The 22,154-nt window shown below is 57.5% G+C and carries 19 protein-coding genes and 1 pseudogene; 13 read left to right on the top strand and 7 right to left on the bottom strand.

From position 1 onward, the window contains the following. The 3 genes from KYE_RS15320 to KYE_RS15310 all read left to right on the top strand — a co-directional run. A partial coding sequence (locus tag KYE_RS15320; protein ID WP_008175086.1) for a L,D-transpeptidase occupies positions 1 to 407 on the top strand: 407 nt, incomplete at its 5' end. Between the two features lie 24 nt (positions 408 to 431). Further along, positions 432 to 1,655, top strand: coding sequence for a mechanosensitive ion channel family protein (locus tag KYE_RS15315; RefSeq protein ID WP_008175085.1), 1,224 nt, complete (start codon positions 432 to 434; stop codon positions 1,653 to 1,655). After that, positions 1,652 to 2,440, top strand: coding sequence for an S-methyl-5'-thioinosine phosphorylase (locus tag KYE_RS15310; RefSeq protein WP_008175084.1), 789 nt, complete (start codon positions 1,652 to 1,654; stop codon positions 2,438 to 2,440). The genes KYE_RS15315 and KYE_RS15310 overlap by 4 nt, the downstream gene beginning before the upstream one ends. On the opposite strand, the gene KYE_RS15305 is transcribed toward KYE_RS15310, so the two are convergent. Together KYE_RS15305 and mfd are read right to left on the bottom strand one after the other, a co-directional pair. Then, positions 2,415 to 3,242, bottom strand: a complete 828-nt coding sequence (locus KYE_RS15305) for a CsiV family protein (protein WP_008175078.1) — start codon at positions 3,240 to 3,242, stop codon at positions 2,415 to 2,417. The two genes, KYE_RS15310 and KYE_RS15305, sit on opposite strands and share 26 nt — an antisense overlap. Before the next feature lie 29 nt (positions 3,243 to 3,271). Further along, a complete protein-coding gene (gene mfd, locus KYE_RS15300; protein WP_008175076.1) occupies positions 3,272 to 6,805 on the bottom strand; it encodes a transcription-repair coupling factor in 3,534 nt (1,177 codons plus the stop codon). A gap of 235 nt (positions 6,806 to 7,040) precedes the next feature. Between mfd and KYE_RS15295 the strand changes: the two genes are divergently transcribed. The 10 genes and pseudogenes from KYE_RS15295 to sthA all read left to right on the top strand — a co-directional run bounded on the left by KYE_RS15295 (position 7,041) and on the right by sthA (position 17,429). Continuing rightward, positions 7,041 to 8,495: a glyceraldehyde-3-phosphate dehydrogenase gene (locus tag KYE_RS15295; RefSeq protein ID WP_413540232.1), complete on the top strand. Its 1,455-nt coding sequence runs from the start codon at positions 7,041 to 7,043 to the stop codon at positions 8,493 to 8,495. 269 nt (positions 8,496 to 8,764) lie between these two features. Continuing rightward, positions 8,765 to 10,111, top strand: coding sequence for a Na(+)-translocating NADH-quinone reductase subunit A (locus tag KYE_RS15290; protein ID WP_008175071.1), 1,347 nt, complete (start codon positions 8,765 to 8,767; stop codon positions 10,109 to 10,111). A gap of 4 nt (positions 10,112 to 10,115) precedes the next feature. Beyond that, entirely contained in the window at positions 10,116 to 11,324 is a 1,209-nt protein-coding gene (locus KYE_RS15285) for an NADH:ubiquinone reductase (Na(+)-transporting) subunit B (protein ID WP_008175069.1), read from the top strand. Next, positions 11,317 to 12,119 (top strand): annotated as a pseudogene (locus KYE_RS15280) (Na(+)-translocating NADH-quinone reductase subunit C). The gene KYE_RS15285 and the pseudogene KYE_RS15280 overlap by 8 nt, the downstream one beginning before the upstream one ends. A 2-nt stretch (positions 12,120 to 12,121) precedes the next feature. Beyond that, positions 12,122 to 12,787, top strand: coding sequence for an NADH:ubiquinone reductase (Na(+)-transporting) subunit D (locus KYE_RS15275; RefSeq protein WP_008175066.1), 666 nt, complete (start codon positions 12,122 to 12,124; stop codon positions 12,785 to 12,787). Continuing rightward, positions 12,787 to 13,395 (top strand): NADH:ubiquinone reductase (Na(+)-transporting) subunit E, encoded by a 609-nt coding sequence (nqrE, locus tag KYE_RS15270; protein WP_008175064.1) that lies wholly within the window; start codon positions 12,787 to 12,789, stop codon positions 13,393 to 13,395. Before KYE_RS15275 ends, nqrE begins: the two co-directional genes overlap by 1 nt. 37 nt (positions 13,396 to 13,432) lie before the next feature. Then, positions 13,433 to 14,659 (top strand): NADH:ubiquinone reductase (Na(+)-transporting) subunit F, encoded by a 1,227-nt coding sequence (nqrF, locus tag KYE_RS15265; RefSeq protein WP_008175061.1) that lies wholly within the window; start codon positions 13,433 to 13,435, stop codon positions 14,657 to 14,659. A 9-nt stretch (positions 14,660 to 14,668) separates the two neighbouring features. Next, complete coding sequence (locus KYE_RS15260) at positions 14,669 to 15,718, top strand: FAD:protein FMN transferase (RefSeq protein WP_008175059.1); 1,050 nt, start codon at positions 14,669 to 14,671, stop codon at positions 15,716 to 15,718. A 12-nt stretch (positions 15,719 to 15,730) separates the two neighbouring features. Beyond that, positions 15,731 to 15,979, top strand: a complete 249-nt coding sequence (gene nqrM / locus KYE_RS15255; RefSeq protein ID WP_008175057.1) for a (Na+)-NQR maturation NqrM — start codon at positions 15,731 to 15,733, stop codon at positions 15,977 to 15,979. A 58-nt stretch (positions 15,980 to 16,037) separates the two neighbouring features. Beyond that, entirely contained in the window at positions 16,038 to 17,429 is a 1,392-nt protein-coding gene (sthA, locus tag KYE_RS15250) for a Si-specific NAD(P)(+) transhydrogenase (RefSeq protein ID WP_008175054.1), read from the top strand. A 71-nt stretch (positions 17,430 to 17,500) separates the two neighbouring features. Here the strand turns inward: sthA and KYE_RS15245 are convergent, their stop codons facing one another. From KYE_RS15245 to dusA, 5 genes are all read right to left on the bottom strand, one after another. Further along, positions 17,501 to 18,295: a glycerophosphodiester phosphodiesterase gene (locus tag KYE_RS15245; RefSeq protein ID WP_008175052.1), complete on the bottom strand. Its 795-nt coding sequence runs from the start codon at positions 18,293 to 18,295 to the stop codon at positions 17,501 to 17,503. Further along, on the bottom strand, positions 18,292 to 19,419 hold the full coding sequence (locus tag KYE_RS15240) for a 3-deoxy-7-phosphoheptulonate synthase (protein ID WP_008175051.1): 1,128 nt from the start codon (positions 19,417 to 19,419) through the stop codon (positions 18,292 to 18,294). The genes KYE_RS15245 and KYE_RS15240 overlap by 4 nt, the downstream gene beginning before the upstream one ends. An 11-nt stretch (positions 19,420 to 19,430) precedes the next feature. Continuing rightward, complete coding sequence (locus KYE_RS15235) at positions 19,431 to 19,880, bottom strand: TerB family tellurite resistance protein (RefSeq protein ID WP_008175048.1); 450 nt, start codon at positions 19,878 to 19,880, stop codon at positions 19,431 to 19,433. A 42-nt stretch (positions 19,881 to 19,922) separates the two neighbouring features. Continuing rightward, the gene (gene tal / locus KYE_RS15230) at positions 19,923 to 20,888 is read right to left on the bottom strand and encodes a transaldolase (protein ID WP_008175047.1); all 966 of its coding nucleotides are present in this window, start codon (positions 20,886 to 20,888) and stop codon (positions 19,923 to 19,925) included. 127 nt (positions 20,889 to 21,015) lie between these two features. Then, positions 21,016 to 22,050 (bottom strand): tRNA dihydrouridine(20/20a) synthase DusA, encoded by a 1,035-nt coding sequence (gene dusA / locus KYE_RS15225; RefSeq protein WP_008175046.1) that lies wholly within the window; start codon positions 22,048 to 22,050, stop codon positions 21,016 to 21,018. Between the last annotated feature and the right edge of the window lie 104 nt (positions 22,051 to 22,154).

Raw genomic sequence — 22,154 nt, 5'->3', positions numbered from 1 at the left:
CCTATCCGGTTTCCACCGGCCTGAACGGGCCGGGAGAGAGCGATGGCAGTGGCTGCACTCCGCGTGGTGAGCACTATGTCCGGGCCAGTATTGGCGCCGGTCTTCCTGTTGGGGCAGTATTCCGTGCCCGGCGCCCCACCGGCGAAACCTACAGCGTGGATCTCGCCCGGCTTCATCCCGAACGCGACTGGATACTGAGCCGGATTCTCTGGCTATGCGGTCGCGAGTGGGGCAAAAACAGGGGCCCGGGTGTCGATACTTTCCGCCGCTTCATATACATTCACGGCACACCGGACAGCGAGCCCATGGGCGTGCCGTTGTCCCATGGCTGCGTGCGGATGCGCAACGCAGACATTATTGATCTGTTTGATCGCGTCAGGCCGGGAACGGCCGTTTCTATTCGATAAAACTGTCTAGACCAGAGGAATCCGATGATCGGGGATGTTATGGCCATGGTGAATGGCTGGATCGAGAATTTCGGGCTGCTGTCTGAAGCCTGGCGTGTCGGAATTGTTGTCTTTGCGCTGGTTTTTGGAACGGCCACGGTCGCCTACATTGCCAGCCATATAATTGCGGCTCTTGAGCGCAAATTCAGCCAGACCAAAAACCTGTTCGACGATGCCTTGCTGCATGCGGCTCGCAAGCCGGTGGTCGCCTTTGTCTGGCTGCAGGGGGTCTATTGGGCTGCCGAAGTGGCTCACAAATACTCGGAAGCGGAGATCTTCAAGGCCAATGAGTCGGTGCTGCAGATTGGTTTCATCTTCGTACTGGTCTGGGCGATTCTGCGATTGATCAAAGAAGCGGAGGGGATTCTCGTATCTCCTCTGAAAATGAAACAGCCCATGGACTACACCACCGTCAACGCGGTGAGCAAACTGTCCCGGGCCGTTGTCCTCATTACGGCCGTGCTCATTGCCATGCAGTCCATGGGCTACAGCATTTCGGGGGTACTGGCCTTCGGCGGCGTGGGCGGTATTGCGGTTGGTTTTGCCGCCAAGGACCTGCTGGCGAACTTTTTCGGCGGTTTTATCATCCACCTGGATCGACCCTTCAAGGTCGGGGACTGGGTGCGATCGCCCGATCGGAACATCGAGGGTACGGTTGAGCATATCGGCTGGCGTCTGACGACCATCCGTACCTTCGATAAGCGTCCTCTTTACGTGCCGAATGCGGCGTTTACCACCATTGCGGTAGAAAACCCCTCGCGCATGAGCAATCGTCGGATCTACGAGACCATTGGCATCCGCTATGCGGATGTCGCACAGATGGCAACGATCGTTGACGATATCAGAGCCATGCTTCAGCAGCATGAGGATATCGAGAGCGATGAGACCCTGATTGTGAATTTCCTGGCCTTCAATGCCTCGTCACTGGACATCATGGTGTATTGCTTTACCAAGACCACCCAGTGGGTGCAGTTCCACGAGGTGAAGCAGGATGTATTGCTGAAAATCAGCGACATTATCGAGGGTTACGGTGCCGAAGTGGCCTTCCCGACCCGGACTCTGCACTTGCCCGAAGGGGTTCGGCTGTCCGGATCGCAATCGGACGACTCGGCAGATAAGCGTGGGGAAGCCTCCTCCGGGAAAAGTGCGCAGAAATCGCAGAATCGCCAGACCACCGGAGATGTAGAAGATTCAGGAGAGTCAGAATGACGTCACCGGAGAAAATGCACCCTGTCGGGATTATCGGGGGTACAGGCCTGACCACATTGTCTGGCCTGGAAATCACCGGCGAGAATAAAGCCGGAACGCCCTGGGGCATGCCTTCAGCGCCCTTGGTAGAGGGGCGCTTGGGTGATCAGCCGGTGATGTTCCTGTCGCGCCATGGTAACCCACACCGTATTCCACCCCATCAGGTGAATTACCGGGCGAACCTCAAGGCCCTTTACGATGCCGGTGTGCGAACGGTCGTTGGTGTCAACGCCGTGGGCGGTATTCATGCAGATATGGGACCTGCCCATGTGGTTATTCCCGACCAGATTATTGACTACACATGGGGGCGTGCCAGCACCTTTTTCGGGGGCAGTCTGGACTCGGTGACCCACATTGATTTCACCTGGCCCTACGACGAGAGCGCGCGGCAGATCCTGATTGATGCCGCCGGAGCAGAAAACGTCCCGTTTTCCGGTTTCGGAGTGTATGGCGCAACCCAGGGCCCGAGGCTGGAAACCGCGGCTGAAATCATCCGGATGGAGCGGGACGGCTGCGACCTGGTAGGAATGACCGGTATGCCGGAAGCCGCGCTGGCGGCGGAACTTGGAATGCGTTACGTCTGTCTGGGTTTGGTGGTGAACTGGGCGGCTGGAAAATCCGACCATATCATCACCATGGAAGAAATTGAGGCGGCCATCGAGCAGGGAATGTCCGGGGTCAAGCGGATCCTCGAAGTCTCGATGGCTGGCCTTGGGGTGCTTACTCCGTTGCCTCAATCTTCTTGAAAAACACCAGCACGCCGATCGTGGGGGAATCGAGGAAGTGGATTTCCTCACTGCGCATCCGGCGGGTTTCCCGAATCCAGGTCAACAATTCCAGGGGCGCGGGTTCAGCCAGAACAGGTAGTTGCTGACCGGCTGTTTCTCCGGTTGCTGCTGACATTGGGGCGGAGTCACTTGCTCCGGATGCGTCCGGAGCGGGGGGTGTTTCTTCAGAGAGCTCGGTCGCAGCCTCTACAGGCGGCTCCGATGTCTCTTCTGCCAGTTGCCAGTGGTTCAGATGCACATTGACGTGCAAATAGCGTTGCCGGTCGATGGTGATGTGTCCCTCAACCTCCCGGGTGCGAGCCTCATTCAGCCAGTCACCTGCTTCAACCCGCAAGGGTGTCCCCTCGTAATCTGGTGGAAACGCCTCGTACCAACCGGCAGCCACAAGCACACGGTAACGGCCACTGCGTTCGAGTCTGGCGGCGGCACTGGCAAGATGGAGATCCTTTCGGGGCGCCAATTCCAGTGTGGTTTCCGTGGTGCCATTCTCCAGCGATGACCAGAGAACCTCTTCGGTCTCAAGGGGCGGCTCTACCGAGCGATCAGACATCCGTTCGTTCACAGCTTCCGGCTCTACGATCCGCTCAAGAATGACAAACTCCGCCCGGTAGTAGTCATCCGGAACCGGCGTGCCGGGCTCAAGAGGCAAGGTTGCCCTGTCAAGCTGCTGTGCGGCGCCTGTTAGAGAAAAGCTCAGAAGCAGAGCTGCCAGGATGGCCCGGGTCGGGTATCGGCACCAGCGAATTCCATCAATTTGCAAGGGTCGTACTCCACTTGTTGGTCGGCCGTTCATGAGCCGGACGCGTCATTTTTTGCTGGCTCCAGCTCGCCAAGCATCCGGGAAATGCCGTCGAGTTTACCACCGGTTGTGGCATCCTTCAGCCGAAAACGGAAGCTGTTGGCGCCTTCGAGCCGGTACTGGTCAGGTGCGGATTGCACTTTTTTAACCAGAACCAGCGGATCCACCGGTGTCGAGCTGCCAAACTCGATCCGCGCCCACTCCTTGCCGGCATCGACTTTCACGATGCCCAGGGCTTCTGCACGCAATCGAAGCTCGGTCTGGCGGATCAGGTTTTTGGCCGGATCCGGTAATAATCCGAACCGATCGATCATTTCAACCTGAAGTTCTTTTAATGCTTCCGGGCTGTCCACGCTGGCAATCCGTTTGTAGAGCATCAGGCGGTTATGGACATCCGGCAGATAATCCTCGGGGATCAGAGCCGGGATTCTCAGGTTCATTTCGGTGCCGTGGCTAAGTGGCAGGTCGGCATTCGGGGTTCGGCCCTCGCGAATGGCCTTGACGGCCTCGTCCAGCAGCTGCATGTAAAGGGTGAAGCCGATGCTTTCGATCTGCCCGCTCTGTTCTTCCCCCAATAACTCCCCGGCACCGCGGATTTCCAGGTCGTGAGTGGCCAGCATGAAGCCGGCACCCAGGTCCTGCGCCTCCGAAATCGCATCCAGACGCTTTTTGGCGTCCGCCGTGATGGATTTCGGCGGTGGCGTGAGCAGGTAGGCATAGGCCTGGTGGTGCGAACGGCCGACCCGGCCCCGAAGCTGATGCAGTTGCGCCAGGCCGAACTTGTCTGCCCGCTCGATAATAATGGTGTTGGCGCTGGGAACGTCGATGCCGGTCTCAATGATGGTTGTGCACACCAGCACGTTGAAGCGTTTGTGGTAGAAGTCGGACATGATCTTTTCCAGATCACGCTCTCTCATCTGCCCGTGGGCGACGCCCACCCGCGCTTCCGGAATCAGCGAACGTAGATCCTCTGCCGTCTTCTCGATGGTGGCCACGTCGTTGTGGAGGAAGTAGACCTGACCGCCCCGGAGAATCTCCCGCAGTATGGCTTCCTTGACCATGGCGTTGTCTTTCTGGCGCACAAAAGTTTTCACCGAGAGCCGCCGGGCCGGAGGAGTGGCGATAATCGAGAGATCCCGCAGATGCCCCATGGCCATGTTCAGCGTCCGCGGAATCGGGGTGGCGGTCAGGTTGAGCATGTCCACTTCGGCCCGCAGTGCTTTTAGTCTTTCCTTCTGCTGAACGCCAAAGCGATGCTCTTCGTCGATGATAACCAGGCCAAGATTCTTGAATTTGATGTCGCCCTGTAGCAGTTTGTGGGTGCCGATGACGATGTCGGCCCGGCCGTTCTCCACCGCCTCCAACGCCTTGCTGGTCTGGCCAGCCGTGCGGAACCGGCTGAGCAGCTCGACCTGCACAGGGGTATCCGAGAAACGGTCCCGGAAGGATTCATAATGCTGCTGGGCGAGCAGGGTAGTGGGGACCAGAACCGCCACCTGCTTGCCCGACCAAGTAGCCAGGAACGCCGCGCGCATGGCAACCTCGGTTTTCCCGAAACCGACATCGCCACACACCAGGCGATCCATGGGCTGCTCGCTGGTCATGTCCTCGAACACCGACTGGATAGCAACCTGCTGGTCTGGTGTCTCCTCGAACGGAAAGCCGGCAGCAAAGGCACGATAGGCTTCCTTGGGATCCTCGAAGCTGAAGCCTTTGCGCGCCTCCCGGCGGGCGTACACATCCAGCAGCTCGGCGGCAGTGTCCCGGATCTTCTCAAGGGCTTTCTGTTTCGCTGTGCTCCAGCGGTCCGTCCCGAGTTTGTGCAGCGGCGCGTGTTCGGTGTCATTGCCGGCATAGCGGGAAATCAGGTGCAGGCTGGAGACCGGAACATACAGCTTTGAGCCCCCGGCGTACTCAAGCATCAGGAATTCGCTCGCTTCGCCCTCTACGGTGATGGTCTCCAGGCCCAGGTAACGGCCAACACCGTGGTCGATATGAACCACCGGCGCACCAATCCGCAATTCGGACAGATCCCGGAAGCCGGCATCGTCCGTTTCCGTAGGCTTCTCGCGGCGCCGCCGCTGTAGTACCCGCTCGCCGAACAGGGCGGTCTCGGTGATCAGGGCAACGGAATGCTCGGGCAGAACCAGGCCTTGCTCCATCGGGGCAATGGTGATGGCGACCGAGCTTTCCTTATCGTCGAGAAAAGCCTGCCAGCCGGACAGGGTTTTCAATTCAACACCCTGTTCGCCAAGATTCTCCATCAGCGCCTCGCGCCGACCGGACGATTCGGCGCATATCAGCACGTGGCCGTCGAACTCTCCCAGAAACCGCTTGAGGCGACCGGCAGGGTCTGCGGCCCGACCGTCCATGGCGATATCCGGCAAGGTTGTCGTGGGGCAGTTAACTGATCCCGCGGCATCCTTTGTCTCCGCGGAGACGGTTACCCTCGGGAAGGCCTTCAGTTGTCCGAACAGCTCTTCCTGCTGCAGGAAGAGGAGCTTGGGCGGCAGAATCGGCCGCAGGCGATCGTGACGACGATCTTCGTACCGGTTGCGGGTTTCACTGTCAAAGTGGCTGACCGCATCGTTCAGTCCGTCCGCAGTAAAAACGTGAGTGGCGCCTGGCAGATAGTCAAACAGGGTTGCCGTCTCGTCGAAGAACAGCGGCAGGTAGTACTCAATGCCCGGCGGGGTAATGCCGTGAGTCACGTCCTGGTAGATGGGGGTGTCTTTGTCGGCATCCGGGAACTGCTCGAACCAGCGGCTGCGGAATCCGGAGCGCGCCTCTTTGTGCCAGGGGAATTCAAAGGCGGGCAGCAGTTCGATGCGTTCGATCCGGTCGATTGAGCGCTGAGTCTCGGGGTCGAAAGTCCGGAGCGTTTCGATCTCATCATCGAATAGGTCAATCCGATAGGGCTGGCTGGCGCCCATGGGGAAAATGTCCAGTATGGCGCCCCGGACCGCGTATTCGCCGTGCTCGTAGACGTTCTCGGCATGCCGGTAGCCTGCCGCCTCAAGCTGCATTCGCCAGCTCTTGATATCCAGGGACTGTCCCACTTCCAGAAGCAGGGTGTTGCCCTGGAGGTAATTTACTGGCGGCAGCCTGTGCATCAGCGTGCGTGCAGGAACCACGAGAACCCCATGGCTGGTTGCGGGCAGGCGGTGCAGGGTCCGGATTCGCCGGGAAATAATGTCCTGGTGGGGCGAAAACAGATCGTAGGGCAGGGTTTCCCAGTCGGGCAGCGACAGCAGTTCCAGCCCGTCGTCGCTGACCGCCGGGCCGTCTTCTTCCGGGGGTAGCCCCAGGAAGAAGCGCATGGCCTGCTCAAGCCGGATGGCATCGGCGGTGCTGCGGGTAATGACCAGGGTCAGACCCTTGTGCGCGCGCGCACTTTCGCAGATGGCCAGCGCCTCACTGCTGCCGTGCAGTTGACCCCATGTTCGGTGATCGGCCGGCCGAGACGGAAATTCGGGGGCAATCAGGGGGAGGGGTGACGGGCGTGTGCTGGCACCTTGGCTCATGGGCGGTCAGGTTCTCCTGCTGTGGATGTCCGGGAGCGGTGAGGCGCGTATTCTAACGCTCGCGCCCCTCACTGTCATGGCGCCGGCGCCATGGTCGGCGTTTGCGTTATTAGCCGGCGCGACCTATACGAAGGTCATGGCCCGCCGTATTTGCGGTCGACCGGATTAAATTGGATAATGTGCGCCCCAATTTCCAAGTGCCAATTGCAGAGGTCCAAGCGTGAGTCACGAACAGATCAATCAGCACCTGTCCAACTGGACAGAAAGAGAATCCACCGCGGAAGCCATGATTCCGCTGATCGGCCGCCTCTACCGCAAAAACAATGTGGTTACTTCTGTATACGGCCGCGCCATCATCAACCAGTCGGTTATCGATATCATCCGTGCCCACCGATTTGTGCGCCAGGTTGAAGACAGCGAGCTTTCTGTTCACGACACCCTGCCGATCCTCCAGGCCATGGACAAACTTGAACTCGGTCGTGCCCACGTGGATATCGGCAAGCTGGCGGTCAAGTTCAAAGAGGAAGGCGGCGACCTGACCGAATTCCTGAAGCGTGAAATCGGCCCGGTTGTGGGGCAGTACGCTGCCCAGTCCGAGGAAGATGCCAACAATGACACCAAAGACGTCGTTCTGTACGGTTTTGGCCGGATTGGTCGTCTGCTGGCTCGTATCCTGATCGAGAAGGCCGGGGGTGGCAACAACCTGCGTCTGCGTGCGATTGTGGTTCGCCAGGGCGGTGCGGAAAATGATCTCGAGAAGCGCGCCAGTCTGCTTCGCCGTGATTCCGTGCACGGTCCGTTCGATGGCACCATTACCGTTGATGAGAAGGAATCCGCCCTGATTGCCAACGGCAACTATATCAAGGTTATCTACTCTGATGGGCCGGACAAGGTGGATTACACGGATTACGGCATCAACAACGCCATCGTGATCGACAACACCGGTAAGTGGCGTGATGAAGCCGGTCTTGGCCTGCACCTGAAATCAAAAGGCGTCAGCCGCGTTATCCTGACGGCGCCGGGTAAGGGCGATATCAAGAACATCGTTTATGGTATCAACAACGACTGGATTACTGACGAAGACAGGATCCTGTCAGCCGCCTCCTGTACCACCAATGCCATCACACCGGTATTGAAGGCGATTGAAGACGAATACGGCATCGAAGATGGTCACGTGGAGACGGTGCACTCCTACACCAACGACCAGAACCTGATCGATAACTACCACAAGGGCAGCCGCCGCGGGCGCAGCGCCGCCCTGAACATGGTAATTACCGAGACGGGGGCCGCCAAGGCTGTCTCCAAGGCGCTGCCGGTTCTGAAGGGCAAGCTGACCGGTAATGCGATCCGGGTGCCAACGCCGAACGTGTCCATGGCGATCCTGAATCTCAACCTCAAGAAAGACGTTGATGTGGAAGGTGTTAACGAATACCTGCGGGATATGGCGCTGCACTCGGAGCTGCAGAAGCAGATCGACTTCGTGAACTCTCCGGAAGTGGTTTCCACCGACTTTGTCGGTTCCCGCCATGCCGGCATCGTTGATGCCCAGGCAACCATCACCAGTGGCAAGCGTCTGATCCTGTATGTTTGGTACGACAACGAGTTCGGCTACAGCGCGCAGGTGATTCGTGTGGTCAACCAGATGGCCGGCGTAAATTACCCGATCTTCCCCAAACGTGCGAGAGACTGAGCGAATCGCGCCGATCTGGTGAAGTAATGGTGTTCAGAACCCCGATAGCGATTGCTGTCGGGGTTTTTTGTTTTTACGGTCAGCTAAACGACTGGTTTGGCTGTCGACGCACAACCGGTTCCGGTTTCTGGTGGAAATAGGATTCCTTAATCTCTATAATTGGCGCGATTTTGGGTACGTCTGGCACTCCGTTTCTCATGGTTTTTCTGGGCCGCAGGTGTCGGGCGTTACGAATCCATTGAAAAGTTTCTGATGATTGGATGAGGCTAATGATCAAGATCAAAAAAGGCCTGGATCTTCCCATCAGCGGCGCTCCCGAACAGACCATTACAGACGGCAAACCCGTTCGCCACGTTGCGTTGATCGGTTTTGACTATATCGGCATGAAGCCGACGATGGCTGTGAAAGAGGGGGACCGTGTCAAGCGCGGTACGCTGCTGTTCACGGACAAGAAGACCGAGGGCGTTCGTTATACTTCACCCGCCGCGGGCGTTGTGAAAGAGATCAACCGTGGTGAGCGTCGGGTATTCCAGTCGATCGTTATCGAAGTCGATGGCGATGAGGCTGAGACCTTTGCGCGCTACAGCGAAGCGGATCTTGCCGGCCTGGAACGCCAGCAGGTAGTCGATAATCTGGTGGAATCCGGGCTCTGGACTGCGTTCAAGACGCGTCCGTACAGCAAGGTTCCGGAGATTGATTCCGCTCCCCACTCAATTTTCGTGTCGGTCATGGATACCAACCCGCTGGCAGCGGACCCGACGGTCATCATTGGCGAAAACAGCCAGGCGTTCGAGAAAGGCCTTGAGATCCTTACCAAACTGACCACCGGCAAGGTGTTTGTCACTGGCAAGCCAGGATCCAACGTCGCTGTTCCCAGGTCCGACGCCGTTGAGGTGCACCAGTTCGATGGCAAGCATCCGGCCGGCAACGTGGGAACCCATATCCATCACCTGGATCCGGTTTCTGGCAGCAAGACGGTCTGGAGTATCAATTATCAGGACGTTATCGACATTGCCAAGCTGTTTGAATCCGGTGAAGTCCCTGTTGAGCGTGTCGTGGCGATCGGTGGCCCCAAGGCCCTGAAACCCCGTCTCGTGCGTACTCGTCTGGGTGCCAGTCTTGAGGAGCTTCTCGACGGTGAAGTTGCCACAGATTGCGAGATCCGGGCGATTTCCGGCTCCGTGTTCGGCGGTCGCCGTGGCGATGGTCCCTGCGCCTATCTTGGCCGGTTTGCCAATCAGGTGTCCGTGCTTGAGGAAGGTAACAAGCGCGAGTTCATGGGCTGGCTGTCGCCGGGTGCGAACAAGTTCTCCGTCATGAATATTTACCTGTCCAAGCTGGTCGGTGGCAAACGGTTCGATATGACCACCACCACCAATGGCAGCGAGCGGGCGATGGTGCCGGTGGGTGTTTACGAAAAGATCATGCCGCTGGACATTCTGCCCACGCAGTTGCTGCGTTCCCTGATTGTCGGCGACACAGAGATGGCACAGAAGCTTGGCGCACTGGAGTTGGATGAAGAAGATCTGGCGCTGTGCACCTTTGTGTGCCCCGGCAAATATGAATATGGTCCGATTCTCCGCGAGAACCTGACCCGAATCGAGATCGAGGGCTAATACGATGGCTATCAGACAGTTTCTCGATGGAATCGAGCATCACTTTGAAAAGGGTGGCAAGTACGAGCGCTGGTATGCGCTTTACGAGGCGGTGGATACTATTTTCTACTCGCCGGCGAGTGTCACCTCCACCACCGCCCATGTGCGTGACGGGATTGACCTCAAGCGCATCATGATCACGGTTTGGTTGTGCACCTTCCCGGCAATGTTCTTCGGAATGTGGAACATCGGCTACCAGGCCAACAGTTTCCTGGCGTCCAACCCGGATGCCATGATTGCTGACGGCGGCCTGCGGACTGCCTTTATCCAGGCACTTGCCATCACCGGTTCCGGTGCGGGCGTATGGGACAACTTCGTTTACGGCATGGCGTACTTCGTGCCCATTTACTTCGTGACCTTCGTGGTCGGTGGTTTCTGGGAAGTGCTGTTTGCCACCGTGCGCCGTCACGAAGTGAACGAGGGTTTCTTTGTCACATCGGTCCTGTTTGCACTGATCTGCCCGCCCACCATTCCTCTCTGGCAGGTGGCCCTGGGCATCACCTTCGGCGTCGTGATCGGCAAGGAAGTGTTCGGCGGTACCGGCAAGAACTTCCTGAACCCGGCCCTGACCGGTCGTGCCTTCCTGTACTTCGCCTATCCGGCGCAGATTTCCGGCGACACCGTCTGGACTGCGGTTGACGGCTTCAGTGGCGCCACGGCGCTGAGCTGGGCCGCCAGTGGTGGTCTGGAAGCTCTGGAAGCTCAAATTGGCTGGATGAGCGCCTTCATGGGCACCATTCAGGGCTCGATGGGTGAGACCTCGACACTGGCCATTCTGATTGGTGGCCTGATCCTGTTGGGGATGAAGATTGCCTCCTATCGCATCGTCGGAGGTGTGTTGATCGGTATGATCGGCATGTCGCTGCTGCTAAACATCATAGGTTCCGAGACCAATCCGATGTTCGCGGTTCCGGCGCATTGGCATCTGGTCATGGGCGGGTTTGCCTTTGGCATGATGTTCATGGCGACGGATCCGGTGTCCGCCGCGATGACTGACACGGGTCGCTGGTGTTTCGGTATTCTGGTAGGCGTGATGACTGTGCTGATCCGCGTGATCAATCCGGCGTTCCCGGAAGGCATCATGCTTGCCATCCTGTTCGCAAACCTGTTCGCGCCATTGATGGACCATTACGTGGTTCAGGCCAACATCAAACGGAGGCTTGCTCGTGGCTAAAGCTAAAGAAACCGTCTCCCGCACGCTGATCGTTGCGCTGGTGCTGAGTATCGTGTTCTCTGTCGTGGTATCCACCGCGGCGGTCATGCTCAGACCTGCCCAGGTCAAGAATCAGCATCTTGATATGACAACGAACATTCTCTCTGCCGCAGGTATGCTGGATCAAGGCGATACTGCAGAGCAGATTTTGCAGAAATTCGAGAGTTTCGATGTTCGCCTGGTGGATTTGGATACTGGTAAATTTGTAAAGCCTTCCGCCGTTGGTGTTGCTGAGCCCATGAAATATGATATGTACAAGGCTGCCTCGGACCCTCAGTTGTCTACGGATATTCCTTCCTCGGAAGACAAGGCTGGCATCAAGCGCCGGCCGAATGTTGCCAGGGTGTATACGCTGAGCGAGAACGGAGAGCTAGTGCGTGTGGTACTGCCAATTCATGGTTATGGCCTCTGGTCTACATTGTATGGCTTCATTTCGCTGGAAGGTGATTTGAACACCATTGAAGGGCTTGGCTTTTACTCCCACGCCGAAACTCCGGGCCTCGGTGGGGAGGTAGACAATCCACGCTGGAAGTCGCAGTGGGTGGGGAAGAAAGTTTATGATGGTGATCGCACTGAACCGCAGATCAAACTGGTTAAAGGTGGCGTAAACGTTGATGCAAAAAAAGGCAGCATAAAGTGGATGCTCTGTCCGGGGCAACGTTGACCAGTCGCGGCGTTGAGCAACTGGTTAACTACTGGATGGGCGACCGCGGATACGCGCCGTTCCTGCAAAAACTTCGTGAAGGGGAGGTCTGATCATGGCAGATGCATCAGCCAAACAGGTTCTCTTCGAACCGATCTTCAGCAATAACCCGATTGCCCTGCAGATCCTGGGCATCTGTTCAGCGCTGGCGGTTACCACCAGCATGAACGTTACACTTGTTATGTGCGCGGCGGTTATTGCCGTTACCGCATTTTCCAACCTGGCCGTGTCCCTGGTACGCACCCAGATTCCGGGCAGTATCCGGATCATCGTGCAGATGACCATTATCGCCTCCCTGGTAATCGTGGTTGACCAGGTGCTCAAGGCCTATGCCTACGAGATTTCCAAGCAGCTCTCAGTGTTCGTTGGTCTGATTATCACCAACTGCATCGTTATGGGCCGCGCGGAAGGCTTTGCCATGAAGAACGGCCCCTGGCTGAGCTTCCTGGACGGCGTTGGTAACGGTCTGGGCTACTCGGTACTCCTGATCTTCGTTGCCTTCTTCCGTGAATTGCTGGGCGCCGGCTCACTGTTCGGTGTCTCCCTGATGCCGGTGGTGAACGAAGGTGGCTGGTACATTCCTAACGGCTTGTTGCTGCTGCCGCCGAGTGCGTTCTTTATTATCGGCCTGGCGATCTGGGGTCTGCGGACCTGGAAGCCGGAGCAGGTTGAAGAGCCGGACTATAAAATGTCTCGCCATGTCGCCAAGGAGGCCTTCTGATGGAGCATTATATCAGCTTGATTCTGAAGGCTGTTTTTGTTGAAAACATGGCGCTGGCGTTCTTCCTGGGGATGTGTACCTTCCTGGCCATCTCCAAGAAGATCGAGGCCGCAACCGGTCTTGGCATTGCCGTGGTGGTCGTGCTGACGGTCACCGTTCCGGTGAACAACCTGCTGTACAACAGCGTTCTGCGCGAAGGCGCCCTGGATTGGGCTGGCCTGCCGAACGTAGACCTGAGCTTTCTCGGATTGCTGACGTATATCGGGGTAATCGCGGCGATTGTTCAGATCATGGAAATGGTACTGGACAAGTATATCCCGGCACTCTACGCCGCTCTGGGTGTGTTCCTGCCACTGATTACAGTGAACTGCGCCATTCTGGGTGCCTCGCTGTTCATGGTGGAGCGTGACTACACCTTCGGCGAGAGTGTGGTGTATGGCTTCGGCGCCGGCCTTGGCTGGGCCCTGGCGATCATCGCCCTGGCGGGTATTCGCGAGAAGCTGAAGTACAGTGACGTTCCGGAAGGCCTGCGTGGTCTGGGTATCACCTTCATTACCGTTGGTCTGATGTCCCTGGGCTTCATGTCCTTCTCCGGTATCTCACTGTAATTCACCCGGTGATTCGGTTTAACGAAAAGGCGAGACCATGAATACAGAAATTATTCTCGGCGTGGTCATGTTCACCGTTATCGTTCTGGCCCTGGTCGCAGTGATTCTTGCGGCCCGGTCCAGGCTGGTAAGCACCGGTGATGTGACCATTGAGATCAACGATGATCCCGAACACACGCTGAAGACCGAAGCCGGCGGCAAGCTGCTCGGTACTCTGGCTAACAGTGGTATTTTCCTGTCCTCTGCCTGCGGTGGCGGCGGTACCTGCGCCCAGTGCAAGTGCAAGGTTCTCGAGGGCGGCGGTGCCATGCTGCCAACAGAGAAGACCCACTTCACCAATCGTGAAGAGAAAGAGGGCTGGCGCCTGTCCTGCCAGGTTCCTGTAAAACAGGATATGAAGGTGGAAGTGCCGGAGGAGTTCTTCGGCGTGAAGAAGTGGGAATGTGAGGTTGTCTCCAACCACAACGTGGCTACCTTCATCAAAGAACTCGTACTCAAGCTGCCTGAAGGTGAGGAAGTGGACTTCCGTGCCGGCGGCTATGTTCAGCTTGAGTGCCCTCCCTACGAAATCGACTTCAAGGATTTCGACATCGAGGAAGAGTTCCACGAGGACTGGGACAAGCACAACATCTGGCGCTACAAGGCGGTCAACAAGGAAGAGACCATCCGGGCCTATTCCATGGCGAACTATCCGGAAGAAAAGGGTGTTCTCAAGTTCAATATTCGTATCGCTACGCCGCCTCCGGGCACTGACCACAATCCGGGCATCATGTCGAGCTACGTGTTCAACCTGAAGCCGGGCGACAAGGTCACCGTTATGGGGCCGTTCGGTGAGTTCTTCGCCAAGAAGACCGATGCCGAAATGGTATTCATTGGTGGCGGTGCCGGCATGGCGCCTATGCGTTCCCACATCTTCGATCAGCTCAAGCGTCTGAACTCCAAGCGCAAGATCAGCTTCTGGTATGGCGCACGAAGTGTTCGCGAGATGTTCTATGTGGAAGATTTCGACGGGCTTCAGGAAGAAAACGACAACTTCGAGTGGCATGTCGCACTTTCCGATGCGTTGCCCGAGGACAATTGGCAGGGCCCGACCGGGTTTATTCATAACGTGTTGTATGAAAACTATCTGAAGGACCACCCGGCTCCGGAAGACTGTGAATACTACATGTGTGGGCCCCCAATCATGAACGCGTCCTGCATCAAGATGCTGAAAGATCTGGGTGTAGAGGATGAAAACATCATGCTGGATGACTTTGGAGGCTAAGCAGTTCTGATGACATTCAGCATTGTACGACCCGCCAGGGTGGCCCTGGCCAGCGCTTTTACAGCGCTGGCCTTTGCCGTTCTGGCGGGTTGTTCGTTTGAGCCAGAGGAAAAAATCTGGGAAATCTCCGGACCTGTCTTCGGCACCAGCTACCACATCAATGTCGTATTGACCGAGGATCAGGAGAGGCTTGAAACTCTGGCCAGCGGTATCGATGAGGTGCTCGAAGGGGTTGATGCGTCAATGTCGACCTGGCGCGAGGATTCGGAGCTGTCCCGTTTCAATCAACGATCCGATCAATCCGAGTGGGTTCCGGTGTCAGCGGACTTGCTCCGTGTTCTTCAGAAGGCTGAAGAGATCTCAACGATGACCGCTGGTGCCTTTGATGTGACCATCGGCCCGGTGGTAAATCTTTGGGGGTTCGGCCCCGAGGCGCGCCCGGAGCAGATTCCGTCAGAAGAATCTCTCTCCAGGGCTCTTGCCGCCACTGGCTTCGAGAAGCTCGAGCTGCGGGTCGATCCGCCCGCCGTGCGTGCGACACCACCGCAATATGTGGATCTGTCGGCTATCGCCAAGGGATACGGTGTAGATGCGGTTGCCCGTTTTCTTGAGAGCGAAGGCGTGGAGGCGTACCTGGTGGAGATTGGCGGAGAGGTTAGCGTCAATGGCCGTAAACCTGATGGCAGCACCTGGCGACTGGCCATAGAACAGCCGATGGCGGAAGGGCGCGCGGTAAACCGCGTGGTGGCGCTGGAATCACGTGCTATGGCAACATCAGGTGATTATCGTAATTATTACGAATCGGAAGGGCGTCGGTATTCCCATACAATAGATCCTGAAACGGGTGAGCCAATTGCTCACAAGCTGGCATCAGTAACCGTTATCGCGGACGATTGTATGACGGCAGATGCTCTGGCAACCGGTTTTAATGTGATGGGCTACGAGCGGGCAAATGAGCTCGCGGTAAGGGAAAATATCCCGGCCTATTTTATTGTCAGGACGGATGAAGGCTTCGAGACGCACCAGACGCCGGCCTTTTCGTCCTACGTGACTCAATGAGGGGAGGGCAACATGGGTACCTTTCTTTTGGTTCTTTTCATCGTGGTTTTGCTGGTTGCAGCCATGTCTATTGGCGTGATCCTCGGGCGCAAGCCCATCAGCGGAACCTGCGGCGGTATTGGCGCGCTTGGTATCAGCCAGTCCTGTGATATCTGCGGTGGTAATACCCAGAAGTGCGAAGAAGAAAACGAACGGTTGGCCAACGAGGGTAAAGAGCCCGAGGCTCTGGCTTACGACGCTAGCAAGGCCAGCAAGCACTGATCTGTTTTTGACAATTACAACCATCTTTTCACGACGTAGATAAGGAGTCACTGCGCGCATGGCAGAACATCATTACGACGTCGTCGTTATCGGCGCCGGTCCGTCCGGCGAAGGCGCGGCGATGAATGCGACGAAACACGGCAAACGTGTCGCGATCATCGAAGACAAGCCTACCGTTGGCGGGAACTGCACCCACTGGGGCACCATTCCTTCCAAGGCGCTGCGCCACTCCGTCAAACAGATCATTACGTTCAACACCAACCAGATGTTCCGGGATATCGGGGAGCCTCGCTGGTTCTCTTTCCCGCGAGTGCTTCAGAATGCCCAGAAGGTCATCGGCAAGCAGGTCAAGCTCCGGACGCAGTTCTACTCTCGCAATCGCGTGGATTTGATAAACGGCCGGGCCTTTTTTGTCGACCAGAACCGCATAGAAGTCCGGGGTAGCAAGTCCTCCGAGACGCTGCACTTCAAGCAGGCGATCATCGCCACCGGTTCCAGGCCCTACCTGCCACCCGATGTGGACTTCCGTCATCACCGTATCTATAACTCCGACACCATTCTGAACCTGTCTCACACGCCTCGCACACTGATTATTTATGGCGCTGGCGTCATAGGGTCAGAGTACGCCTCGATCTTTGCGGGCCTGGGTGTAAAAGTCGACCTGATCAACCCGGGTAGCCGGCTGTTGTCCTTCCTGGATGACGAGATCTCCGACGCCCTGAGTTACCACCTGCGGAATAATGGCGTTCTGGTTCGCCACAACGAGCAGTACGAGTCGGTTGTGGGCGACGACCACGGTGTGGTGTTGTCGCTTCAATCGGGCAAGAAAATCCGTGCGGATGCATTCCTGTGGTGCAATGGTCGCAGCGGGAACACCGAGAAGCTGGGCCTCGAAAATATCGGTCTGGAACCCAATGGCCGTGGGCAACTGGCCGTTGACGAGCACTATCGCACCGAAGTGGACAACATCTACGCGGCGGGCGACGTGATCGGCTGGCCAAGTCTGGCAAGCGCCGCTTATGACCAGGGCCGCTCTGCATCCTCGGATATTGTGGATGACGCATACTTCCGCTTTGTGTCGGATGTGCCGACCGGGATCTACACCATTCCGGAAATCAGTTCCGTTGGTAAAACCGAGCGCGAACTGACGGAAGCCAAGGTGCCCTACGAGGTTGGACAGGCGTTCTTCAAGGATCTTGCCCGTGCCCAGATTACCGGAGAAGCGGTAGGAATGCTGAAAATTCTGTTTCACCGGGAAACCCGTCAGATTCTGGGTATCCACTGTTTCGGTGACCAGGCGGCGGAAATCGTCCACATCGGCCAGGCGATCATGAATCAGGAAGGAGAGGCCAACTCCCTGAACTACTTCATCAATACCACGTTCAACTATCCGACCATGGCGGAAGCCTACCGTGTCGCGGCGTTGAACGGTCTGAACCGGATCTTTTAACGGGGCAGGCCACACCAGGGGTCAGAAGAAAGCCTACGACTGACCCCGGCTTAACCTTCCATATCCCGAATTCAGCCCGCTGACAGGGCCTCTTTACTGGCCGACACCCCGGCGTGACTCTGTGGCAATGACAGGGCTGACCTGGCCCTGTTGTCGAAGAATATGCGGGTGCTGGTGGGATAGTCAGTGATGATGCTGTCCACGCCCATTTCTTCCAGTTGCAACATGTCGTGAATCCGGTTCACCGTCCAGGTGGACACGTGCATGCCCTTTCGATGGGCTTTTTCAACCAGCGCTTTCGAGCAAAGCTTCCAGTTGATGCAGAGATACTCACAGCCGAGTTGGCCCGCAATGCTCAAGGGGCGCGGGAATTTGCGCTCTGCGACCAGGCCGATGCGGATGTTCTTGTTCCGCCGCCGGATCTGTTTCAGAAACCAGGTGTCGGAAGAGGTTATGGCCACCGTCTGATACAGATTGCGTCGCTGTATAACCTCTGTCAGGCGATTGCTGAGAATGTTCAGGCGCTGACGCGTGTCTTTTTTGACTTCCAGTTGCAGGTGTTCGAGGTCGTCGAACCGGTCCAGAAGGTCTTCCAGCGCGGGAATTCCCGTGGGTGTGGGCCAGGAGCTGGTGTTTCTTCGCGCATCCATGGCAGCCAGTTCGGCGGCCGTGTACTGACTGATACTGCCTTTCTGGCTGGTCGTGCGGTCAACCGAAAGATCGTGCACCAATACCGGCTTGCCGTCCTTTGACAATACGAGATCCAGTTCAAAATGCCGGATACCGTGCCGGTAAGCATGCGTAAATCCCGGAAGGGTGTTTTCGGGAGCTTCTCCCTTGGCGCCTCTGTGTCCGTAGACAATCATTCCGCTGCATCATCCTTCAGGCGTTGGTAAATGGCCTGGCGCTTCTTCCAGGTGTCGTGGCAAAGGCGTATGTCTTCGAGGTACGCCGGCAGCTCGTTCATCAGCAGGGCCTGGGGGCCGTCCACCAGGGCTCTTTCCGGCTTGGGGTGGAAATCCACGAGCACCATGTTGGCACCGGCGACGACGCCCTGGGCGGTCGCGTGCATGACATCAAGGATGCCGTCCGGAGACTGCTCGCGGCTGCCCACCGAATGGGAAGGATCCACACAGACTGGCATACGGGTAAGGCGCTTGACCGCCGGCACATGGGCGAAATCCACCATGTTCCGATGGGGCTGGCCGGCTTCGGTTTTCATGCCCCTCAGGCAGAAGATGACATTAGCGTTGCCTTCGCTGGCCAGATACTCGGCAGCGTTGAGGGATTCATTCAGGGTAATCCCGAACCCGCGTTTGAGCAGTACCGGATAGGTACTCTGGCGGCCAATGGCCTTGAGCAGCTCGAAGTTCTGGGTATTGCGGGTGCCCACCTGCAGCATTACACCGGTGGGACGGCCGAGCTTTTCGAGGCAGTTGTCGATTTCCTCAATGTGGCTCTCATGAGTGATCTCCATGGCGATCACCTTGATGCCGTGCTTACCCGCCTTTTCAAACACCCAGGGGAGGCAGCCCTTGCCGTGGCCCTGGAATGAATAGGGGTTGGTGCGCGGCTTGTAGGCGCCCATTCGTGTGCAGACTTCCCCATGGTCTTCCAGGGCCTGCATCATCATGTCGACGTGTTCGGGCACATCAACCGCGCATAGCCCGGCAAAGATGTTCAGATTGGATTGACTGAACTCGACGCCGTTGTAGTTGAAGCCGCTTTGCCGTCGATCGTCCCGGTGGCGTCCAAGAATACGGTAGTCGTCCGAAATGCGTATGGCCCGTTCGACCGCAGGCAGGGCTTCGATCTCTTCCTTGTTCAGGGGCTTGGTGTCCCCGAGAAGATAGATTTCGGTCAGCCTCTGGGTGGCGCCCTGAACCTCATGAACCCGAACCGACACGTTCGGGAGATTCTCGAGGTAGTGCATGGTCTGTCGGTATTCTTCGCTGTCCAGAGCGGTATTCGGATGAAGAATCGCTAGCATGCTGTCTCCTTTTAAGAACCGGCGTCTTGCGCCCGGTGCCGCGCCTGCATGAACTCCCGATGATTAAGATGCAGCAGGTCTGCCATGCGGCGAATAAGGTGTTCTTCGTACTTGTCGATGCGGCCATCCGCAAAGGCCACGCGCCAGATGCTTTCGAGCAGGGCCTGTTTTCCTTCCTGGTCCAGGTACTCGTTGATCTGGCCGGTAAATTCATAGAGCGACGTGGCATCGTCTGCGTGGCTAAGGGCGTCTTCCAGAATTTCCTCGGCTTCGGCCTGGGTTACCTGATGTGCTTTTACTGCGCCATCAACAATGGCCTGCAGTTCGCGCTCGTCTTCATCCTGGTCGACACGGGAAAGCTGAACCATCAATGCCGTGGCAGCCACTGCGAGCTGATGGTTATCGGGCTTCTCGCGTTCAGCTTCCGGTGCCGCAAACAATTTTTTCAGGCGCTCGATCATGATCGGACAGTCCCACTTCTGTGTTTGGTTTGAGGCGCCGCGTCAGGCCGCCCTGGCCAGCTGCCGGACCCGGTTCTCCAGTTCAATCTGGTCGGCTGTGAACCGGCGGATACCATCGGCCAGCTTCTCGGTAGCCATAGCGTCCTCGTTGGATTCCCAGCGGAACAGTTTCTCGTCGATGGTGCCAAACTGATCCGGTGAGCTGGCGGTGTCGGCGACCAGTCGACGCGGCAGATCGCCCAGGTCGTCCTGCAACTCCTGCAGCAGGGTAGGGCTTATGGTCAGGCGGTCACAGCCAGCCAGCATTTCAATTTCGCCGGTGTTCCGGAAACTGGCGCCCATCACCACCGTTTTAAAGCCGTTGGCCTTGTAGTAATTGTAGATACGGGATACCGAAAGCACCCCCGGATCCTCTGCAGCCGGGTAGCTGTCCCGGCCAGTGCTGGCCAGGTGCCAGTCCAGAATTCGACCAACAAAGGGCGAGATCAGGAATGCACCGGCCTGGGCACAGGCGGCGGCCTGAATGAAAGAAAACAGCAACGTCAGGTTGCAGTGAATGCCTTCTTTCTCCAGTTGCTCGGCCGCCCGGATGCCTTCCCAGGTAGAAGCAATCTTGATCAGTACGCGACTGGTGTCGACGCCCTGCTTGTCGTACAGCTCAACCAGGCGGCGGGCGCGCTCAAGCGTACCGGCGGTATCAAAGGACAAACGGGCATCCACCTCCGTCGAAACCACACCGGGAATCAGGTTCAGGATTTCTCGGCCGGCGAGTACGGCCAGCATATCAGTGGCCATGGTCAGCTGCTCGGCGTCTGAGCCGCCATGCCGCCGGGCTTCTGCCACAGCCTTGTCCAGCATCGGCCGGTAAGCGTCAGAAGCGGCAGCTTTGAGTAGCAGGGATGGATTAGTGGTGGCATCTTCCGGCCGCCACTTCGCAATGGCTTCGATATCGCCGGTATCCGCTACCACCGTGGTCATGGTCTTCAGTTGGTCGAGCTTGCTGGTCATTCGTCCTGTCGTCCCGGTTGATCTGTTATTGGTGCGCCCGAATCCCGGGCGCTGGCTATATGCCTACAATAACGGGCCGCTCTGACAGGAACAAGACAACAAAAGGTATGGTGGCAATTGCCTGCGATTAAGCTTCGGCAATCTCCGGCGCCGCCGGTTCACGAACCTTTTCCAGAGCGGTTTCGATCACTTCCAGGCCAGCACCGGATTTATGGGCGTTCTCGCTGATATAGCGACGGAACTGCCGACCGCCAGGTTGGCCGTGGAACAGGCCGAGAAGGTGCCTGGACATGTGAGTCAGGAATACGCCGCGCTCAAGTTCGCTCCCTATGAACGGAAGCATGGCCCGAAGTGCCTGATGCCGGGTTTCTACCGGCGCTGCCTCCCCGAAGAACTCCGGATCGACGCCTGCCAGCAGCCAGGGATTGTGGTACGCCTCCCGACCCAGCATCACGCCGTCGGTATGCCGGAGATGCTCGTGGCACTCATCGAAGGTCTTGATGCCGCCGTTGATGATGATTTCCAGGTGCGGGTATTTCGCTTTCAGCCGGTAGACCCAGTCGTATTTAAGCGGAGGGACTTCCCGGTTTTCCTTGGGGCTCAGGCCTTCAAGAATCGCGATCCGGGCGTGTACGATAAAGGTCCGGCAGCCAGCTTCCGACACTTTTTCCACGAATTCGCAGAGATCGTCCCAGGACTCCCGCCCATCAATACCGATTCGATGCTTCACGGTGACTGGCAGCTCGGTTGCTTCAATCATGGCGCGCACGCCCTCTGCCACCTTGTCCGGATGGCCCATCAGGCAGGCACCGATCATGTTGTTCTGAACACGATCGCTGGGGCAACCGACGTTCAGGTTAACCTCATCGAAGCCGTATTGCTGTGCCAGCCTGGCACAGTGGGCAAGTTCGCCGGCATCGCTGCCACCCAGCTGAAGGGCCAGTGGGTACTCGGCCTCATCGTGGCGCAGAAAGCGCGCGGTGTCGCCATGAATCAGTGCGCCGGTGGTGACCATCTCGGTGTAGAGCAGGGTATGCCGGCTAAGCTGGCGCGCCAGATAACGGTAGTGACTGGTGGTCCAGTCCATCATCGGGGCCACGCAGAAGCGGCGGGAGGGGCCGGAGTTGTGCAGCAGGGTGTCCTCAGATGGTATTCCAGACATTGCGATACCTGTTGTCGACGAAAAACGGGTGACGAAAAGAACTACGTTGAAACCAAGAGTCGTAGTTTAACAGGCATTGGTTTCCGATTTCCGTAAGGCTTTGG

Origin of the sequence: Marinobacter manganoxydans MnI7-9 (genome assembly GCF_000235625.1) — a bacterium.
Classification (GTDB): domain Bacteria; phylum Pseudomonadota; class Gammaproteobacteria; order Pseudomonadales; family Oleiphilaceae; genus Marinobacter; species Marinobacter manganoxydans.
Note: the sequence above shows the minus strand (reverse complement) of the source record. Positions and strands in the feature narration are given on the sequence as shown.

What these genes read in the sequence shown, in the direction of transcription:
- KYE_RS15315 (WP_008175085.1), top strand. Translation starts at nt 432, where the DNA reads ATGATCGGGGATGTTATGGCCATGGTGAATGGCTGGATCGAGAATTTC.
- KYE_RS15310 (WP_008175084.1), top strand. Translation starts at nt 1,652, where the DNA reads ATGACGTCACCGGAGAAAATGCACCCTGTCGGGATTATCGGGGGTACA.
- mfd (WP_008175076.1), bottom strand. Translation starts at nt 6,805, where the DNA reads ATGAGCCAAGGTGCCAGCACACGCCCGTCACCCCTCCCCCTGATTGCC.
- KYE_RS15290 (WP_008175071.1), top strand. Translation starts at nt 8,765, where the DNA reads ATGATCAAGATCAAAAAAGGCCTGGATCTTCCCATCAGCGGCGCTCCC.
- KYE_RS15285 (WP_008175069.1), top strand. Translation starts at nt 10,116, where the DNA reads ATGGCTATCAGACAGTTTCTCGATGGAATCGAGCATCACTTTGAAAAG.
- KYE_RS15275 (WP_008175066.1), top strand. Translation starts at nt 12,122, where the DNA reads ATGGCAGATGCATCAGCCAAACAGGTTCTCTTCGAACCGATCTTCAGC.
- nqrE (WP_008175064.1), top strand. Translation starts at nt 12,787, where the DNA reads ATGGAGCATTATATCAGCTTGATTCTGAAGGCTGTTTTTGTTGAAAAC.
- nqrF (WP_008175061.1), top strand. Translation starts at nt 13,433, where the DNA reads ATGAATACAGAAATTATTCTCGGCGTGGTCATGTTCACCGTTATCGTT.
- KYE_RS15260 (WP_008175059.1), top strand. Translation starts at nt 14,669, where the DNA reads ATGACATTCAGCATTGTACGACCCGCCAGGGTGGCCCTGGCCAGCGCT.
- nqrM (WP_008175057.1), top strand. Translation starts at nt 15,731, where the DNA reads ATGGGTACCTTTCTTTTGGTTCTTTTCATCGTGGTTTTGCTGGTTGCA.
- sthA (WP_008175054.1), top strand. Translation starts at nt 16,038, where the DNA reads ATGGCAGAACATCATTACGACGTCGTCGTTATCGGCGCCGGTCCGTCC.
- KYE_RS15245 (WP_008175052.1), bottom strand. Translation starts at nt 18,295, where the DNA reads ATGATTGTCTACGGACACAGAGGCGCCAAGGGAGAAGCTCCCGAAAAC.
- KYE_RS15240 (WP_008175051.1), bottom strand. Translation starts at nt 19,419, where the DNA reads ATGCTAGCGATTCTTCATCCGAATACCGCTCTGGACAGCGAAGAATAC.
- KYE_RS15235 (WP_008175048.1), bottom strand. Translation starts at nt 19,880, where the DNA reads ATGATCGAGCGCCTGAAAAAATTGTTTGCGGCACCGGAAGCTGAACGC.
- tal (WP_008175047.1), bottom strand. Translation starts at nt 20,888, where the DNA reads ATGACCAGCAAGCTCGACCAACTGAAGACCATGACCACGGTGGTAGCG.
- dusA (WP_008175046.1), bottom strand. Translation starts at nt 22,050, where the DNA reads ATGTCTGGAATACCATCTGAGGACACCCTGCTGCACAACTCCGGCCCC.